Source organism: Burkholderia cepacia GG4 (genome assembly GCF_000292915.1).
Taxonomy (GTDB): Bacteria; Pseudomonadota; Gammaproteobacteria; order Burkholderiales; family Burkholderiaceae; genus Burkholderia; species Burkholderia cepacia_D.
In genome coordinates, this window is record NC_018513.1 from 3,287,055 (window position 1) to 3,304,973 (window position 17,919).

The following is a 17,919-nucleotide window of genomic DNA, read 5'->3' on the forward strand; positions in this document are numbered from 1 at the left end:
TGGCCAGGTGCGTGCCAGCGGCAGGCGGCGGCGCAGTACAATACGCGCTCGCGCCGCCAACCCGCGGCGGCGCCGCCGCGCCCCGCGCGGCACGCTCCGTACCGAATCACCCGACGCCGCCACGCCCGCGCGCTGCGCGGCCGTCTCAACCACTTCTGACTTTCACACCGAAATGGCCCAATACGTTTTCACGATGAACCGGGTCGGCAAGATCGTGCCGCCCAAGCGCCAGATCCTGAAGGACATCTCGCTGTCGTTCTTTCCTGGCGCGAAGATCGGCGTGCTCGGCCTGAACGGCTCGGGCAAGTCGACGCTGATCCGCATCATGGCGGGCGTCGACAAGGACATCGAAGGCGAAGCGACGCCGATGCCGAACCTGAACATCGGCTACCTGCCGCAGGAACCGCAGCTCGATCCGACGAAGACGGTGCGCGAAGCCGTCGAGGACGGCCTCGGCGACCTGTTCCAGGCGAACAAGAAGCTTGAAGAAATCTACGCCGCGTATGCGGAACCGGACGCCGACTTCGACGCGCTCGCGGCCGAGCAGGCGAAATACGAAGCGATTCTCGCATCGAGCGACGGCGGCAGCCCCGAGCAGCAGCTCGAAGTGGCCGCCGACGCGCTGCGCCTGCCGGCGTGGGACGCGAAGATCGAGCACCTGTCGGGCGGCGAGAAGCGCCGCGTCGCGCTGTGCAAGCTGCTGCTCGAGAAGCCGGACATGCTGCTGCTCGACGAACCGACCAACCACCTCGACGCCGAATCGGTCGACTGGCTCGAACAGTTCCTGGTGCGCTTCCCGGGCACCGTCGTCGCCGTCACGCACGATCGCTACTTCCTCGACAACGCGGCTGAGTGGATTCTCGAACTCGACCGCGGCCACGGCATTCCGTGGAAGGGCAACTACAGCAGCTGGCTCGACCAGAAGGAAGAGCGCCTGAAGCAGGAAGAAGCGTCGGAATCGGCACGCCAGAAGGCGATCAAGAAGGAACTGGAGTGGGTGCGCCAGAACCCGAAGGGCCGCCAGGCGAAGTCGAAGGCGCGTATCGCACGCTTCGAGGAGCTGAACAGCCAGGAATACCAGAAGCGTAACGAAACGCAGGAAATCTTCATTCCGGTCGGCGACCGTCTCGGCAATGAAGTGATCGAGTTCAAGAACGTCAGCAAGGCGTTCGGCGATCGCCTGCTGATCGACAACCTGAACCTGAAGATCCCGGCCGGCGCGATCGTCGGCATCATCGGCCCGAACGGCGCCGGCAAGTCGACGCTGTTCCGGATGCTGACCGGCAAGGAGCAGCCGGATTCGGGCGAAGTCGTGATGGGCCCGACCGTGAAGCTAGCGTACGTCGACCAGAGCCGTGACGCGCTCGACGGCACGAAGACGGTGTTCGAGGAAATCTCGGGCGGCGCCGACGTGCTGACGGTCGGCAAGTACGAAACGCCGTCGCGTGCGTACATCGGCCGCTTCAACTTCAAGGGCGGCGACCAGCAGAAGATCGTCGGCAACCTGTCCGGCGGCGAACGCGGCCGCCTGCACCTCGCGAAGACGCTGATCTCCGGCGGCAACGTGCTGCTGCTCGACGAACCGTCGAACGACCTCGACGTCGAAACGCTGCGCGCGCTGGAAGACGCGCTGCTCGAATTCGCGGGCTCGGTGATGGTGATCTCGCACGATCGCTGGTTCCTCGACCGGATCGCGACGCACATCCTCGCGTTCGAAGGCGATTCGCAGGTCACGTTCTTCGACGGCAACTACCAGGAATACGAAGCCGACAAGCGTGCGCGCCTCGGCGAGGAAGCCGCGAAGCCGAAGCGCCTGCGCTACAAGCCGATCAGCCGCTGAACGGCGCGGCCCGGGCGCCCGGCACTGCGGCAACGCGGGGCCGGATGCCGAAAGCGGCCGCATCCGGATCGGCACAACGAAACAAGCGGGCTCATGGCCCGCTTTTTTTCACCCGGTGCCGTCCGGCAGCCGCCTACGCGAGCGCGCCGAGTTCGCGCAAGCGCGCCTCGGTCTCGGCCGCGCTCGTGTGATGAATGCCGTGCCAGCCGAGCGCCGTCGCGGCCGCTGCGTTCTTCGCGTTGTCGTCGATGAACACGAGTTCGTGCGGCGCGATGCCCGGCAGGTGTGGATCGATGCGCGCGTGCATTTCGCGATAGATCGCCGGATCGGGTTTCACGAGCTTCACGTGGCCCGACACGACGACGTCAGTGAAGCGCCGCAGGACCGAGAAGTTGTCCCATGCGTACGGAAAGGTCTGCGCGGACCAGTTCGTCAGCCCGAAGAGCGGCATACCCTGCGCGTCGAGCCGGTCGACGAGCGCGACGCCTTCGTCGAGCACGCCGCCGATCATCTCGTGCCAGCGCGCGTAGAACGCGCGGATCAGCGCCTCGTGCTCCGGAAACTTCGCGACGAGCTCGCTCGTTCCTTCGTCGATCGTCTGCCCGCCGTCCTGGCGAATCACCCAGTCCATCGCGCAAACGTGCGTGAGAAACCACTGACGCTCGGCTTCGTCCGGAATCAGTTGGCGGTACAGATACTCGGGGCGCCAGTCGATCAGCACGCCGCCGAAATCGAACACCACCGCCTTGATCGTCATGCGAACTCCGTCGCGAGCACGTCGTCGAGCCGGTACGCGGGCCGCACCCGTTGCACCAGCCCGCGCTGCATGTCGATCACGATCACGGCGGCGTCCGCCATCGGCTGCCCTCTCAGTCATGGTCCGGCCGTCATCCGGCCGGGGTCGCGCGTTGCGTCAGATCGGCTGCGTGCGGGCGTCGAGCCACGCCTTCGCGTCGCCGCTCAGGTGCCGCCCGACACGCTCGCGCACCGTCGCATGATACGCATTCAGCCACGCGCGTTCTTCTTCATGCAGCATTTCGACCAGCACGCAGCGCGTGTCGATCGGGCACAGCGTCAGCGTCTCGAACGCGAGGAAGTCGCCGAACTCGGTCTGCCCACCCGCGCGGTTCACGACCAGGTTCTCGATCCGGATGCCCCATTTGCCGGGCCGGTACACGCCCGGCTCGATCGACGTGATCATCCCTTCTTCCATGGCCGTGTACGGCTCGGCCGGCGCGTAGTGCGAGATGACCTGCGGGCCCTCGTGCACGTTCAGGAAGTAGCCGACGCCGTGGCCGGTGCCATGGCCGTAGTCGAGCCCGGCCGCCCACATCGGCGCGCGCGCGATCGCGTCGAGCATCGGCGAGCGGATGCCGCGCGGGAAGCGTGCACGCGACAGCGCCATCATCGACTTCAGCACGATCGTGAAATCGCGGCGCTGCAGGTCGCTGACCGTGCCGACCGGTACGACGCGCGTGATGTCGGTCGTGCCGGTCGTGTACTGGCCGCCCGAATCGACGAGCAGCAGGCCGTCGCCGACGATCGTCGCGTGCGACTCGGGCGTCGCGCGGTAGTGCGGCATCGCACCGTTCGCGTTGAAGCCGGCGATCGTCGCGAAGCTCGGCGACACGTAGCCGGGGCGCCGTGCGCGCGCGGCCGTGAGCTTCTCGTCGATCGTCAGCTCGGTGATCGTCTCGCGGTTCACCGCCTGCTCGAACCACGCGAAGAATTCGGCGAGCGCGGCGCCGTCGTGCTCCATCGTCACGCGCACGTGCTCGATCTCGGCGGTGGTCTTGCGCGACTTCGCGAACGTCGACGGGTTCACGGCCTCGATCAGCTTCACACCGGCCGGCACGGCTTCGAGCGTGCCGAACGTCACGCGGCGCGGATCGATCAGCAGCGTCGCGCCGTCGGGCAGCGCCGCGAGCGACGCGCGCGCGGCGTCGTACGCGCGGACCTCGACGCCGTCCTGCGCGAGCGAAGCGGCCAGCGCCGGCGAGACCTTGCCGTCGGCAACGAACAGCGTCGCGCGATCGGCGCCGATCATCGCGTGCGCGACGAACACGGGGTTGAAGTTGACGTCGGCGCCGCGCAGGTTGAACAGCCACGCGAGATCGTCGAGCGTCGACACGAAATGCCATTGCGCGCCTTGCGCATGCATCGCACGGCGCACTTCGGCGAGCTTGCTCGTGCGCGTCGCGTCGGCCTGCGGCGCCACATGCTCGAACACCGCGTCGCCGGGCAGCCCCGGGCGCTCGGGCCAGATCGCGTCGAGCAGGTCGAGATCGGTACGCAGCGCGATGCCGCGTGCGTTCAGCGCGGCCGTCAGCCCGCGTGCGGCCGCGACGCCGAGCACGGCGCCGTCGACGCCGACCGTCGCGCCGGCCGGCACGTTCTGCGCGAGCCAGTCGACGTGCGGCGCGCTCTGCTGCCCGCCCGTCATCTTCATCAGCTGGACGCCCGTGCCGGCGAGTTCGGCTTCCGCCTGCACCCAGTAGCGGCTGTCGACCCACACGCCCGCGAAATCGGCGGTCACGACCAGGGTGCCGACCGAGCCCGTGAAACCGGACAGCCAGCGGCGCGCCTGCCAGCGCTCGGGCAGGTACTCGGACAGGTGAGGATCGGCGGACGGCACCAGATAGGCGGCCAGGTCCTCGCGGGCCATTGCGCCGCGCAGCAGCGCGAGGCGGGCCGGCACCGACGGGACTTCGGGGAAACGGGCATTCATGATTTCACCTGAGAGCATTCAGCGACGGGCCGACAGGGCGACCGTCGCGGCTACGGCGAGGAACGCGACACCGGTGCAGACCGGCCATTCGAGCGTCTCGCCATCGTAAAACAGTCCGGAGAGGCTGCCGGCCATGCGCGCGGCGGCGGCGCCTGCGATGCCGACCAGCACGGCGATCCACCATGCCGGCCGGCCCGTGTGCCGCATCGGATGCAGCCACCGGCCGAACAGCCCGACGGCCGCTCCCAGGACAAGGATTCCAAACCAGTTCATTCGACGCCTTCTATAAATTCAGATTCGTCCCATAGGCGTGAACGTTGCCAGCGGCTAGCATCGATTCATCCATCGAACCCGAGACCAGCCGGGCGCCGCGAACATTCGAGTGTAGGGGCCGACCCGACGTTATGGCAAGCGCGCACCGGCAGCCGTATTGAAGAAATCCTCATGCGAATCGCCCTGATCGATCCGGAGGCGCGTCACGCAGCGCTCCTGAACCGCCTGCTCTTCGCAGGCGGTCATGTGTGCCACGCGTTTCCGTCCAGCGCTGCGTTCTTCGAGTGGCTCGCCACCGATACCTGCGACATGCTGATCATCGGCAACTGGGCCGGCGATCAGCCGGCCGAGGAAGTCATTCCGCGCGCGCAGGCGATCCTGCCCGGGCTGCCGGCGATCGCCGTGATGCAACTGCCGCGCGAAAGCGAAGTCGTGTCGTGCCTGCACGCGGGTGCCGACGATTGCCTCGTGCGCCCGGTAAGCGGGCCCGAGCTGCTCGCGCGGGTCAATGCGCTGAGCCGTCGCGCCGGCGTCCGGCGGCCGCCGAATCGTTCTCGCGAAATGTATGGAGAATATGCATTCGATGCGACCCACAGCCTCGTGCGCTTCGGCGACGCGGTCGTCGCGCTCACGCCGAAGGAATTCCGCTTCGCGCAGCTGCTGTTCGCGAACCTGTCCCGGCCCGTGTCGCGCGCCCATATCCTCGAAACGGTCTGGGCCCGTCGCCGCGACATGAAGTCGCGCACGCTCGACACCCATGCGTCCCGGCTGCGCAGCAAGCTGCAGTTGCTTCCGGAGCGTGGCTACCGGCTTCTGCCGCTCTACGGCTACGGCTATCAGCTCGACCGCGTGCCGATCGAGCCCCCAAATTCAAGACCCCGCCACGCTGATGCCCGGTATGCCGCGAGTGAGGAAATCGCTGAAACGCTATAATATGGGGCTAAACGATAGCCCTCGATATGCAACTCCTCACGATCGGAATCAACCACCACACTGCGCCTGTCGCCCTGCGCGAACGCGTGGCGTTTCCGCTCGAGCAAATCAAGCCGGCTCTCGTCACGTTCAAGAACGTGTTCCTCGGCCCCCAGGCGCCCAATGCGCCCGAAGCGGCGATCCTCTCGACCTGCAACCGCACCGAGCTCTATTGCGCGACCGACGATCGGGCCGCGCGCGAAGGCGCGCTTCGCTGGCTGTCGGAGTATCACCAGATTCCGGCCGACGAGCTCGCGCCGCACGTCTATGCGCTGCCGCAGTCGGAAGCGGTCCGGCATGCCTTCCGCGTCGCGTCGGGCCTCGATTCGATGGTGCTCGGCGAAACCCAGATCCTGGGCCAGATGAAGGATGCGGTGCGCACCGCGACGGAAGCAGGCGCGCTCGGCACCTATCTGAACCAGCTGTTCCAGCGCACGTTCGCCGTCGCGAAGGAAGTGCGCGGCACGACCGAGATCGGCGCGCAGTCGGTGTCGATGGCGGCCGCCGCGGTCCGCCTCGCGCAGCGTATTTTCGAAAAGGTGTCGGATCAGCGCGTGCTGTTCATCGGCGCCGGCGAGATGATCGAGCTGTGCGCGACGCACTTCGCCGCGCAAAGCCCGCGCGAACTCGTCGTCGCGAACCGCACGGCCGAGCGCGGCCAGCGACTCGCCGAACGCTTCAACGGCCGCGCGATGCCGCTGTCGGACCTGCCGGCCCGCATGCACGAGTTCGACATCATCGTGTCGTGCACGGCGTCGACGCTGCCGATCATCGGCCTCGGCGCGGTCGAGCGCGCGGTGAAGGCACGCCGCCACCGGCCGATCTTCATGGTCGACCTCGCGGTGCCGCGCGACATCGAGCCCGAAGTCGGCAAGCTGAAGGACGTCTTCCTCTACACCGTCGACGATCTCGGCGCGATCGTGCGCGAAGGCAACGCGTCACGCCAGGCCGCGGTCGCGCAGGCCGAGACGATCATCGAGACGCGCGTGCAGAACTTCATGCAATGGCTCGACACGCGCAGCGTCGTGCCCGTGATCCGTCACATGCATACGCAGGCCGATGCGCTGCGCCGCGCGGAGGTCGAGAAAGCGCAGAAGCTGCTCGCACGCGGCGACGATCCGGCCGCGGTCCTCGAAGCGCTGTCGCAAGCGCTCACCAACAAGCTGATCCACGGCCCGACGAGCGCGCTCAACCGCGTGAACGGCACCGACCGCGATTCGCTGATCGACCTGATGCGCGGCTTCTACCAGCACGCGCCACGCTCGAACGACCCGTCCGGCCACTAGCGCCGGCCGGTTGCCCTGCCGCCGGCCGCGAGCCGGCCTATCCTTTCCGAATACCCTTGCCCGGGAGCGCCGCTCCACACCATGAAGACGAGCATGCAACGCAAGCTCGACCAGCTGTCTACGCGGCTGGCCGAACTGAACGACCTGCTGAGCCGCGAAAACGTCACGGCCGACCTCGACCAGTACCGCAAGCTGACGCGCGAACACGCGGAACTCGGCCCGGTCGTCGAGCAGTACACGCTGTGGCGCCAGTCGCGCAGCGACGAGACGGCCGCGCAGGACCTGCTCGCCGATGCGTCGATGCGCGACTTCGCCGAAGACGAGATTCGCAGCGCGCGCGAGCGCATGGTCCGTCTCGAAGGCGAGTTGCAGAAGATGCTGCTGCCGAAGGACCCGAACGACGACCGCAACATCTTCCTCGAAATCCGTGCCGGCACCGGTGGCGACGAATCGGCGCTGTTCGCGGGCGACCTGCTGCGGATGTACCTGCGCTTCGCGGAACGCCAGCGCTGGCAGGTCGAGATGATGTCGGAGAGTGCGTCGGATCTCGGCGGCTACAAGGAAGTGATCGTGCGGATCGCGGGCCAGGGCGCGTATTCGCGCCTGAAGTTCGAATCGGGCGGCCATCGCGTGCAACGCGTACCGGCGACCGAGACGCAAGGGCGCATTCACACGTCCGCGTGCACGGTCGCGGTGATGCCGGAAGCCGACGAGATCGGCGAAGTCGAGATCAATCCTGCCGACCTGCGGATCGACACGTTCCGTGCATCCGGCGCGGGTGGCCAGCACATCAACAAGACCGATTCGGCGGTACGGGTCACGCACATCCCGACCGGGATCGTCGTCGAGTGCCAGGACGACCGCTCGCAGCACAAGAACAAGGATCGCGCGCTGAAGGTGCTCGCCGCGCGCATCAAGGACAAGCAGTATCACGAGCAGCACGCGAAGGAAGCGGCGACGCGCAAGAGCCTGATCGGCTCCGGCGATCGCTCGGAACGGATTCGCACGTACAACTTCCCGCAGGGCCGGATGACCGACCACCGGATCAACCTGACGCTGTATCGGCTCGAAGCGCTCATGGACGGCGATCTCGATGAACTGATCGGCGCACTCGTCACCGAACACCAGGCCGAACTGCTTGCGTCGCTCGGCGACGCCGACTGAGACCGCGATGCCCGACACCACCGCCGACGAACTGCTGCGCACGTCGCCGCTCGACCCGGTCGATGCACGCGTGCTGCTCGCGTACGCGCTCGGCTGGACCCGCACGCAGCTGATCACGCGCGGCGACGCCCCGCTCGACGCCGCCGCGATCGAGCGCTACCACGCGCTCGAAGCACGCCGCGTGGCCGGCGAGCCGGTCGCGCAGCTCGTCGGCATGCGCGAATTCTTCGGCCGGCCGTTCGACGTGACGCCCGATGTGCTGATCCCGCGCCCCGAAACCGAACTGCTGGTCGAAGCCGCGCTCGATGCGATCGACGGCCGCCCGCATCCGGCCGTGCTCGATCTCGGCACCGGCAGCGGCGCGATCGCCGTGTCGATCGCGGCCGAACGGCCCGACGCACGCGTGTGGGCGCTCGATCGTTCAGCGGCCGCGCTCGACGTCGCGCAACGCAACGCGGAAAAGCTGCTCGACGCGCGGCGCCCCGGCGGCCCGCTGCACTGGCTGCAGAGCGACTGGTACGCCGCGCTCGATCCGGCGCTCGCATTCGACACGATCGTCAGCAACCCGCCGTACATCGCGCAGCACGATCCGCACCTGGCGCAGGGCGACCTGCGTTTCGAGCCGCGCGGCGCACTCACCGACGACGCCGACGGCCTCAGCGCGATCCGCACGATCGTCGCGGGCGCCGGCGCCTACCTGAAACCAGGCGGCACGCTATGGATCGAGCACGGCTACGACCAGGCCGAAGCCGTACGCGCGCTGCTCGTGTCACGCGGCTACGTCGCGGTCGAATCGCTTGCCGATCTGGCCGCGATCGAACGCACGACAGGCGGCCGCCGGCCCGGTTGATGGCCCGCCCGCCCGGTTGAAATCCGCTATCATTTCGTTCTAACGCCCCGCAAACGCAAGGTCAGTCATGGACACCCAACAACGTATCAAGCAAATCGTCGACGAAAACCAGGTCGTGCTCTTCATGAAGGGCAACGCGCAATTCCCGATGTGCGGCTTTTCGGGCCGCGCCGTGCAGGTGCTGAAAGCCTGCGGTGTCGACCAATTCAAGACGGTCAACGTGCTCGAGGACGACGAGATCCGTCAGGGCATCAAGGCATTCTCGAACTGGCCGACCATTCCGCAGCTGTACGTGAAGGGCGAATTCATCGGCGGCTCGGACATCATGATGGAGATGTACCAGTCGGGCGAACTGCAGCAACTGTTCGCCGCCGCGTAATCTCCCCTTTCCGATGGCATCTCCCAGCGCGCCGCCACGCCGGCTGATCGTCGCGATCACCGGCGCCACCGGCGCGGTCTATGGCGTGCGGCTGCTCGAACTGCTGCGCGCCGCCGGCGGCGTCGAAACGCACCTGCTGGTTTCGAACGCCGGCTGGCTCAATATCCAGCATGAGCTGAAGCTGTCGAAGGTCGAGGTCGAAAGCCGTGCGGATGTCGTGCACTCGGTGCGCGATGTCGGCGCGACGATCGCGTCGGGTTCGTTCGCGACCGACGGGATGGTGATCGCGCCATGCTCGATGAAGACGCTCGCGAGCGTCGCGCACGGGCTGTCGGACAACCTGATCACGCGCGCGGCCGACGTCACGCTGAAGGAACGCCGCCGTCTCGTGCTGATGGTGCGCGAAACGCCGTTCAACCTCGCGCATCTGCGCAACATGACTGCCGTGACCGAAATGGGCGGCATCGTGTTTCCGCCGCTGCCCGCGTTCTACGCGATGCCGAAAACGATCGAGGAACTCGTCGACCAGACCGTCACGCGCGTGCTCGATCTGTTCGCGCTCAGCGCACCGATGACGACGCCGTGGGCCGGCATCCGGCCGGCGCAGTAAGCCGCCCGACGCGGCGCCCCGGGGCGCCGTTCTGCACGCATCTTCGCCGATTCAGCCGCCTACTGGCATGATCTGGCATCCGCAAGACCGCGGCCGCTCCCGCATTCCCTGAATCGCCCGAATTATCAACTACGACGATTCAATCAAATTCCACCAAGCTCATTTATCAATGCACGGTGCGGGCCTATAGTCACAGGCAAATCCTTTTGCAGGCTCCACACCATGAACCGCTTGCCCTCGCTTTACCTGTCCCACGGCGCCCCGACGCTGCCGATCGACCCGACGCTGCCGTCCGGCGCGTTCACACACCTCGGTGCCGAATTGCCGCGCCCGCGCGCGGTGCTGATGTTGTCCGCGCACTGGGGCACGCAGCAACCGGTCGCAAGCGTCGCCGCGCACCCGGAAACGATCCACGACTTCTATGGCTTCCCGCGCGCGCTGTACGAGATCCGCTATCCGGCACCGGGCGCGCCGGACGTCGCCGAGCGTGCGGCTGTGCTGCTGAACACGGCCGGCATCGCGACGGCGACGACCGAGCACGGCCTCGACCACGGCGCGTGGGTGCCGATGCTGCTGATGTTCCCGGAGGCCGACGTGCCCGTGGCACAGCTGTCGATCCAGCCGCGTGCGGACGCGGCCCATCACTTCGCGCTCGGCCGCGCGCTGCGGCCGCTGCGCGACGAAGGCGTGATGGTAATCGGCTCGGGCCAGATCACGCACAATCTGCGCGCGGCCGATTTCAGCGCCGCGCCGGAGGATGCGGACCCGCGCGTCGCCGAATTCACCGACTGGTTCGAGGCGAAGCTCGCCGCACGCGATGTCGACGCGCTGCTCGACTATCGGCGGCAGGCGCCGCACGCGGCGCTGATGCATCCGACCGATGAACACCTGCTGCCGGTGTTCACTGCGCTCGGCGCGGCCGATGACGACTACCAGCTCGGCATCCAGTCGCTCGGCACGTATCAACGCGTGCTCGCGATGACGAACTACGTGTTCGCGAGCGCGGCCGCCTGAGCCCGCGGCACAACCGGCGACCACAAACAAAAAGCCCGCCCGAGCGATGCTCGGGCGGGCTTTTTTCACGCTTCCTGCCGCCGCCGATTCCCGCGGCAGGTCAGGCGTCAGACACCGACCCCTTCGAGGATCTCGTCGTGCGACTCGCGCTCGTCGAGATACTTGGTCCGGTAGCCCGTATTCACGCCCCAGAAGTAGAACACCAGCGCGATCGCCGCGACGACCAGCATGTCCCAGCCGTACGGCAGGTAGCCGTGACCGCCGAATTCCTTGCTGCCGATCAGCGACAGCACGGCCATCGTCGGCAGGTACGCGACCAGCCACCATGCGGCCTTCAGGTCGTCGCCCCAGCCGCTCCAGCCCGCTTTCGCCTGGAAGAAGAAGTACACCGGCAGCGCGACGATCATCAGCAGGATGATCTCGCCCGTCAGCGGCCACTTCGCCCAGTACAGGATCAGCGATGCGCAGACGAACGCGAACGGTGCGATCAGCTTCATCAGCGGAATCGACAGCGGACGCTCGATGTCGGTCGCCGCACGGCGCAGCGCCATCAGGCTGATCGGGCCGGTCAGGTACGAGATCACCGTCGCGACCGAAATCACCGCCGCGAGCGAGCTCCAGCCGCGGAAGAAGAACAGGAAGATGAACGACACGAGCAGGTTGAACCACATCGCCTGGCGCGGCACGCCGTAGATCGGGTGCACGTTGCCGAACATCTTCGGCATCGTGTTGTTGCGCTCCATCGCGTAGATCATGCGGGTGGTCGTCGCCATGTAGGTCGTACCGGTGCCGCTCGGGCTGATGAACGCGTCGACATACAGCATGATCGCGAGCCAGTTCAGGTTCAGCGCAATCGCGAGTTCCGCGAACGGCGACGAGAAGTTGAAGTGCGCCCAGCCCTTCACGACGTCGGCCGGATTCACCGAGCCGATGTAAGCGATCTGCAGCAGCACGTAGATCACGAGCGCGAGCAGGATCGACGTGATCACCGCGAATGGCACGCTGCGCGACGGATTGCGCGCTTCACCGGCGAGGTTCACCGGGCTCTGGAAACCGTTGAACGCGAACACGATGCCGCTCGTCGCGACCGCGGTCAGCACGGCCGACCAGCCGTACGGCGCGAAGCTCGCATTCGACGCGGTGCCGAGGTTTTCCGGGTGGAAGCTCGTCAGCATCAGGCCGAGGATCGTGAGGCCGGGGATCAGGAACTTGAAGATCGTGATCGCGGTGTTCGCACGCGCAAAGGCCTTCACGCCCCAGTAGTTCAGCATGAAGTAGATGACGACCAGCACGGCCGACAGCAGCAGGCCGAGTGTCTGCAACTCGCCGTTCACGAACAATGCGTGCGCCCACGGATACGGCCACGTGCTCATGTACTGGATCGACGCTTCCGCCTCGATCGGAATCACCGATACGATCGCGATCCAGTTCGCCCACGCGCTGATGAAGCCCACCAGTGAACCGTGCGAGTAGCGCGCGTAGCGCACCATGCCGCCCGACTCGGGGAACATCGCACCCAGTTCGGCGTACGTCAGGGCAATCGCGAGAATCACGACCGCGCCGATGATCCATGCACAGATTGCTGCCGGACCGGCGATCTTCGCGGCCTTCCAGGCACCGAACAGCCAGCCCGAGCCGATAATCGAACCCAGCCCCGTCAGCATCAGTGCAAACGGGCCGATGTTCCGTTGAATAGAACTCTTCACATCCTCTCCTGTGTCTCAAAAAGCATGGTCGGCCCGCGGTCCGGGATCGGCTCGGACAGCACCGCGCACGCATTCTTGGGGGGACGGATCACCCGATCAGGGCAACCCGTCCACGCGGCGCGTAGTTTAACGGTTGCACCTGCGAGTTGGCGCCAAAATCATTCGGCTCCTACAAAAAATCTGCATCACTTGCAAGCTTTGTAAACCTGAACTCCGCAATAACCCTGAGTGCATGGAAATCCGGTTGACCGCGCGCCCGATTAGCCGTATAAACAACGTTGCAGGATTTCAAGCGGCGAGTGAATTGGTTCTTTCGTAGTTCGCCCATCAACGGTACTCCGGTTGGTCCTATTACCCCCTTCCTTGATTTTCCGCACCCATGGGCCTCGGCCCCGTTTTATCTTTTTAGGAACAAGTAACATGGCAACCGGTACCGTCAAGTGGTTCAATGACGCAAAGGGCTTCGGCTTCATCACCCCGGAAGGCGGCGGCGACGATCTGTTCGCGCACTTCTCGGAAATCCGCGTCGAAGGCTTCAAGACGCTGCAAGAAAACCAGAAGGTTGAATTCGAAGTGAAGACGGGCCCGAAGGGTCTGCAAGCTGCGAACATCCGTCCGGTCTAAGTTCGGCGCGATATTTCGTGTAAAAAAGCCCCGCTTCGGCGGGGCTTTTTGTTTTCCTGCGCGGCAGCCGTGCAGCCGCCGCGAAGCCGAATGGCCGTCGGCCTACACTTAGCCGAACAGCCGCTGCGCGTGAATGCCTAGCCCCGTCGCGACGCTCGCGAGGCGGTCGCCGAACACCGGTTGCGCATCCGGGAACGCGCCGGCGAGCGCACCCGACAGGAACGCGAGCCCGGTCGAGCCGCCCGTGAAATACAGCGCGCCGACGTCGCGCGGCGCGACACCCGCGAGCCTCACCGTCTCGCGCGCCGCGTCGACGATACGCGCGGTGTCGTCGACGCTCGCATCGACGAGGCGATCAGCGTCGAACGCAATCTGCAGATCTTCCTCCACGTCGTTCAGGTCGATCATCGTCTCCCCGCCCGCCGCAACGCCGATCTTCGCTTCTTCCGCGCGCGCCATCAGCGCATGCCCGAGCCGCTGCTCGACCACGCGCGTGAGCCGGTCGTACTGCCGTACCTCGCGATACAGGTGCTTCATCAGCTTCAGCTCGCCCAGCCGCTTCGGCGTGTAGACCGTGTTGATCAGGTGCCAGGTCGCCAGATCGAAGTAGATCCGGTTCGGCAGCTCGCGCCCCTCGGGATCGAGCGAGCGATAGCCGAACGCCGGCAAGATCGCCGCCAGTTCGACGCGCCGGTCGTAATCGGTGCCCGCGACGTGCACGCCGTGGTGCGCGAGCACGTCGTCCTTGCGCTCGAGGCGCGCCATCCGCTCCGGCCCGACGCGCACCAGCGAGAAGTCCGACGTACCGCCGCCGATGTCGGCGACCAGCACGAGCCGCTCGGCCGGCTGGCGCGATTCATAGTCGAACGCGGCCGCGATCGGTTCGTACTGGAAATGCACGTCCTTGAAACCGACCGACTGCGCGGCCGCTTCGAGCTGATCCTGCGCGAGGCGGTCGGCGCGCGGATCGTCGTCGACGAAGAACACCGGCCGGCCGAGCACCGCGCGGCCGATCGGTGCGCCGGCGCGGGTTTCGGCCTTGCGCTTCAGGTGCGTCAGGAAGCGCGCGATGATCTCCGTGTACGCCATCGCGCTGCCATCGCCGAGATCCGTCGTGGTTTCCGCGAGCGGCGAGCCGAGGATGCTCTTCATCGAACGCATCAGGCGGCCGTCGAACCCGTCGATATAGGACGCGAGCGCCGCGCGGCCGTATTCGACCGTCTGTTCGTCGTTGTTGAAGAAGATCGCGGTGGGCAGCGTCAGGTGGTCGCCCTCGACGGGCGCGAGGCGCATGCCGTCGCCGTCGGGCAGCGCCACGGCGGAATTGGAGGTGCCGAAATCGATCGCGCAGTAAGTCATGGGAAGTTGCCGCAGCATGGCCGGCGCGAAAACGGAAAGGACGGGCTTTTTAACATGAAGCCCGCCGGATCACAACCGGGGCCGACCGCCAGTACCGCGCAACTGGCCCGGGGCGGCCGTCGCGCGCGCCCGCGACGCGGCGGCGGCAGGCGCGGACGCGGTGCCCGACGCACCCGGCCGCCCGCTCGCGGAATCAGGCCGCGGCGTCGAAGCCCTTCTTCCATGCGCTCGCATAGACGACTTCGCCGATCGCATGACGTGTGCGCGGCGCCTTTTCGCGATCGCGCAGCACCGGATCGAGCTTGTCGACGCTGCCATAGTGGCCGAGCGAGATGATCGCCGGAATCGCGACGTCGGCCGGAATCTCGAACGCGTCACGGAACGCCTTCGCGTCGAAACCGCTCATCTGGTGCGCGGCCAGGCCCAGCGCGTGCGCCTGCAGCACCAGCGACATCGCGGCCGCGCCCGCGTCATACAGCGCGGTCGGTGCCGGCTCGCCCTTCGACGTGAGCGTGTGCGCGGTCACCGCGATCAGCACCGGCGCGGGCGCGTTCCAGCCCTGGTTGAACGGCACCAGCGTCGCGAACGCCCGCTTGAACGCCGCGTCATCCTGCGTGCGATCGAACACGATGAAGCGCCACGGCTGCGCGTTGTACGCGGACGGCGCCCAGCGCGCGGCTTCGAGCACCGCGTGCAGGTCGGCAGCGCTGACGGGCTCGTCCGAATACGCGCGCGGGCTCCAGCGTCCCGCGATCAGGTCGTGAATCGAAACAGTGGTGGGAGCAGGTTTGACGGACATGCGGTTCCTCGCTGACATCGATGAAGGGGCGCGAACGCCCGGCGAACCGCAAGCATAACCGCTTGAGCAGCCACGCGCCCGCACATCCCGCGCAATGCAAATCGTCGATCCTGCATTGACCGGCCGCACCCGCGCGCAGCCGGCCGGAGCGGCGCGCTCAGGCCGCCTGCGCGGCGGCGCGGGACGGACCGCGATTGATCCGCAGCACGACCAGCGCACCGACGATGCAAAGGCCGCCCGAGATCATCGACGCGATCGTATAGGTGCCGAGGCTTGCGCGCAGCAGCCCCGCGCCGAGCGCAGCGAATGCCGCACCAAGCTGGTGGCCCGCGACGATCCAGCCGAACACGACCGGCGCGGCGGCCTTGCCGAACACATCGGTGGCCAGCCGCACGGTCGGCGGCACGGTCGCGATCCAGTCGAGCCCGTAGAACATCGCAAACAGCGGCAACCCGAAGAAATCGATGCCGAACGCATGCGGCAGGTAGATCAGCGACAGCCCGCGCAGCCCGTAATACCAGAACAGCAGCACGCGGTTGTCGTAGCGGTCGGACAGCCAGCCGGACAGCGTGGTGCCGAACAGGTCGAACACGCCCATCGCGGCGAGCAACGATGCGCCCTGCACTTCGGTCATCCCGTAGTCGCTGCACATCGCGATCAGGTGCGTGCCGACATAGCCGTTGGTGCTCGCGCCGCAGATGAAGAAGCTGAAGAACAGCAGCCAGAAATCGCGCGAGCGGCTCGCCGTCAGCAGCGTGCGGAATGCGACCGCGAGCGGATTCTCCTTGGTCGCGTCAGGCGCGGCCGGCGCATCGGCGGGCTCGCCGTACGGGCGCAGCTTCACGTCGGCCGGCCGCTCGGGCAGCAGGAACGCGACCAGCGGAATCACGAGCGCGGCGGCCACCGCGACGACCAGCACGACCGGCCGCCAGCCGTGGCGCTGCGCGATCGCCGCGAGCATCGGCAGGAACACGAGCTGGCCGGTCGCCGTGCTCGCGGTCAGCAGGCCCATCACGAGGCCGCGCCGCGCATGGAACCAGCGCGTGACGAAGGTCGCGGACAGGGTCAGCGCGACGACGCCGGTCGAGCAGCCGACCATCAGGCCCCAGATCAACACCATCTGCCAGCTCTGCGTCATCATCGACGACAGCGCGACGCCCGCGCTCATCGTAACCAGCGCCGTCAGGATCGTCGGCCGCAGTCCGAAGCGCTGCATCGCAGCCGCCGCGAACGGGCCCGTCAGGCCGTACAGCGCGATGTTCACCGAAATCGCCAGCGAAATCGCCGCACGGCTCCAGCCGAGTTCGCGCTCGAGCGGCACCATCAGCACGCTCGGCGTCGCGCGCGTGCCGGCCGCCGCCAGCAGGATCAGGAAAACCACCGCCGCCGCGAGCCATCCGTAGTGGAAGCGCCCTCTGATTCGTGTCACTGCCCAGTTCATGTTCTCGCTCTCCAGTTGGCGGCGCCCGGCGCCCATGCGCCTGCCCCGCCCCACCACCAGGCCACCTCCGCCGCACGCTGCATCGGCTGACCCGGGCCGACACCTGGCATTTGTCTGTCGATCCGGCCGGTATTGTTACCGATCGGTCACAAGTGTGTTGCGATCGTAGTGACCAGTCGGTAACATGTCAAGCAATTCATCACGCAGTCGAGGGTCATCATGTCGGGCATCGAGGCCGCCAACAAGCCGCCGGCACGCCGCACGCGCCGGCCGATCGCCGCTGCCGCCGCGCAGGAACACCTGCTGCGCGCCGCTGAGGAACTGTTTTACAAGGAAGGGGTGCGCGCGGTCGGCGTCGAGGCGGTCGTGGAACTCGCAGGCGTCAACAAGATGAGCCTGTACCGCCAGTTCTCGTCGAAGGACGAGCTGATCCTCGCGTATCTGGAGCGAATGGATGCGTGTTTCTTCGAGCGTCTCGATTCGAGCGTCGCGAAGCATCCGGGCCAGCCGAAGGCGCAGTTGATCCAGTATTTCGTCGATCTCGCCGAACGCGCGACGCAGAAGGACTATCGCGGCTGCCCGTTCGTCAACGTCGCGGCCGAATTCCCGGATACGTCGCACCCGGCGCGCGAGCGCGTCGCGCAGAACAAGGAGCAGCTGATGAAGCGGCTCGTCGAGCTTTGCGAAGGCGCCGGCGCGCGCCAGCCGAAGGCGCTCGCCGACGCGCTCGCGCTGGTGGTCGAAGGCATCTATGCGGCCAGCCAGACCTACCGGCACGGCGAAACGCCGATCGGCACCGCGCCGGCACTGGTCACGCAGTTGATCGAAGCCGCCTGCGCGTGACGGGCGGTGCACGCCCGAACCTCGCGTGCCC

Annotated in this window: 17 protein-coding genes and 1 pseudogene; 10 read left to right on the plus strand and 8 right to left on the minus strand. The window is 66.9% G+C overall.

Annotated elements, in window-relative coordinates:
• Positions 1 to 172: 172 nt before the first annotated feature.
• The gene (ettA, locus tag GEM_RS14960; RefSeq protein WP_014898224.1) at positions 173 to 1,840 is read left to right on the plus strand and encodes an energy-dependent translational throttle protein EttA; all 1,668 of its coding nucleotides are present in this window, start codon (positions 173 to 175) and stop codon (positions 1,838 to 1,840) included.
• Between the two features lie 133 nt (positions 1,841 to 1,973).
• On the opposite strand, the gene GEM_RS14965 is transcribed toward ettA, so the two are convergent.
• From GEM_RS14965 to GEM_RS14975, 4 genes and pseudogenes are all read right to left on the minus strand, one after another.
• On the minus strand, positions 1,974 to 2,597 hold the full coding sequence (locus tag GEM_RS14965) for an HAD family hydrolase (RefSeq protein WP_014898225.1): 624 nt from the start codon (positions 2,595 to 2,597) through the stop codon (positions 1,974 to 1,976).
• An 11-nt stretch (positions 2,598 to 2,608) separates the two neighbouring features.
• A pseudogene (locus GEM_RS31285) lies at positions 2,609 to 2,698 on the minus strand (cysteine hydrolase); the annotation flags it as partial.
• Positions 2,699 to 2,753: 55 nt separating this feature from the next.
• A complete protein-coding gene (locus tag GEM_RS14970) occupies positions 2,754 to 4,568 on the minus strand; it encodes an aminopeptidase P family protein (protein ID WP_014898227.1) in 1,815 nt (604 codons plus the stop codon).
• Between the two features lie 18 nt (positions 4,569 to 4,586).
• On the minus strand, positions 4,587 to 4,841 hold the full coding sequence (locus GEM_RS14975; protein WP_014898228.1) for a hypothetical protein: 255 nt from the start codon (positions 4,839 to 4,841) through the stop codon (positions 4,587 to 4,589).
• 171 nt (positions 4,842 to 5,012) lie between these two features.
• On the opposite strand from GEM_RS14975, the gene GEM_RS14980 reads away from it, so the two are divergent.
• From GEM_RS14980 to GEM_RS15010, 7 genes are all read left to right on the plus strand, one after another.
• Positions 5,013 to 5,774 carry a response regulator transcription factor gene (locus GEM_RS14980; RefSeq protein WP_014898229.1) on the plus strand — a complete coding sequence of 254 codons (762 nt, stop codon included), beginning with the start codon at positions 5,013 to 5,015 and terminating at the stop codon, positions 5,772 to 5,774.
• A 26-nt stretch (positions 5,775 to 5,800) separates the two neighbouring features.
• Positions 5,801 to 7,099 (plus strand): glutamyl-tRNA reductase, encoded by a 1,299-nt coding sequence (gene hemA, locus GEM_RS14985; protein WP_014898230.1) that lies wholly within the window; start codon positions 5,801 to 5,803, stop codon positions 7,097 to 7,099.
• Positions 7,100 to 7,180: 81 nt separating this feature from the next.
• A complete protein-coding gene (prfA, locus tag GEM_RS14990) occupies positions 7,181 to 8,263 on the plus strand; it encodes a peptide chain release factor 1 (RefSeq protein WP_014898231.1) in 1,083 nt (360 codons plus the stop codon).
• Positions 8,264 to 8,270: 7 nt separating this feature from the next.
• Entirely contained in the window at positions 8,271 to 9,113 is an 843-nt protein-coding gene (gene prmC / locus GEM_RS14995) for a peptide chain release factor N(5)-glutamine methyltransferase (protein ID WP_014898232.1), read from the plus strand.
• A gap of 67 nt (positions 9,114 to 9,180) precedes the next feature.
• Positions 9,181 to 9,492 carry a Grx4 family monothiol glutaredoxin gene (grxD, locus tag GEM_RS15000; protein ID WP_006477066.1) on the plus strand — a complete coding sequence of 104 codons (312 nt, stop codon included), beginning with the start codon at positions 9,181 to 9,183 and terminating at the stop codon, positions 9,490 to 9,492.
• Between the two features lie 13 nt (positions 9,493 to 9,505).
• Complete coding sequence (locus GEM_RS15005) at positions 9,506 to 10,102, plus strand: UbiX family flavin prenyltransferase (protein WP_014898233.1); 597 nt, start codon at positions 9,506 to 9,508, stop codon at positions 10,100 to 10,102.
• A gap of 222 nt (positions 10,103 to 10,324) precedes the next feature.
• Positions 10,325 to 11,116 carry a DODA-type extradiol aromatic ring-opening family dioxygenase gene (locus GEM_RS15010; RefSeq protein WP_014898234.1) on the plus strand — a complete coding sequence of 264 codons (792 nt, stop codon included), beginning with the start codon at positions 10,325 to 10,327 and terminating at the stop codon, positions 11,114 to 11,116.
• Positions 11,117 to 11,223: 107 nt separating this feature from the next.
• Here the strand turns inward: GEM_RS15010 and GEM_RS15015 are convergent, their stop codons facing one another.
• On the minus strand, positions 11,224 to 12,822 hold the full coding sequence (locus GEM_RS15015; RefSeq protein ID WP_014898235.1) for an APC family permease: 1,599 nt from the start codon (positions 12,820 to 12,822) through the stop codon (positions 11,224 to 11,226).
• Positions 12,823 to 13,242: 420 nt separating this feature from the next.
• Between GEM_RS15015 and GEM_RS15020 the strand changes: the two genes are divergently transcribed.
• Positions 13,243 to 13,446 (plus strand): cold-shock protein, encoded by a 204-nt coding sequence (locus GEM_RS15020; protein WP_006477070.1) that lies wholly within the window; start codon positions 13,243 to 13,245, stop codon positions 13,444 to 13,446.
• Between the two features lie 108 nt (positions 13,447 to 13,554).
• Here GEM_RS15020 and GEM_RS15025 read toward each other — a convergent pair whose 3' ends face one another.
• From GEM_RS15025 to GEM_RS15035, 3 genes are all read right to left on the minus strand, one after another.
• Positions 13,555 to 14,805 carry an Hsp70 family protein gene (locus GEM_RS15025; protein WP_041490562.1) on the minus strand — a complete coding sequence of 417 codons (1,251 nt, stop codon included), beginning with the start codon at positions 14,803 to 14,805 and terminating at the stop codon, positions 13,555 to 13,557.
• Between the two features lie 193 nt (positions 14,806 to 14,998).
• Positions 14,999 to 15,604, minus strand: coding sequence for a nitroreductase family protein (locus tag GEM_RS15030; protein WP_014898237.1), 606 nt, complete (start codon positions 15,602 to 15,604; stop codon positions 14,999 to 15,001).
• A 157-nt stretch (positions 15,605 to 15,761) separates the two neighbouring features.
• Positions 15,762 to 17,045 (minus strand): MFS transporter, encoded by a 1,284-nt coding sequence (locus GEM_RS15035; RefSeq protein WP_014898238.1) that lies wholly within the window; start codon positions 17,043 to 17,045, stop codon positions 15,762 to 15,764.
• 219 nt (positions 17,046 to 17,264) lie between these two features.
• Here GEM_RS15035 and GEM_RS15040 point away from each other — a divergent pair, with 219 nt between their 5' ends.
• Positions 17,265 to 17,888, plus strand: coding sequence for a TetR/AcrR family transcriptional regulator (locus GEM_RS15040; RefSeq protein WP_014898239.1), 624 nt, complete (start codon positions 17,265 to 17,267; stop codon positions 17,886 to 17,888).
• The last annotated feature ends 31 nt before the right edge of the window (positions 17,889 to 17,919 follow it).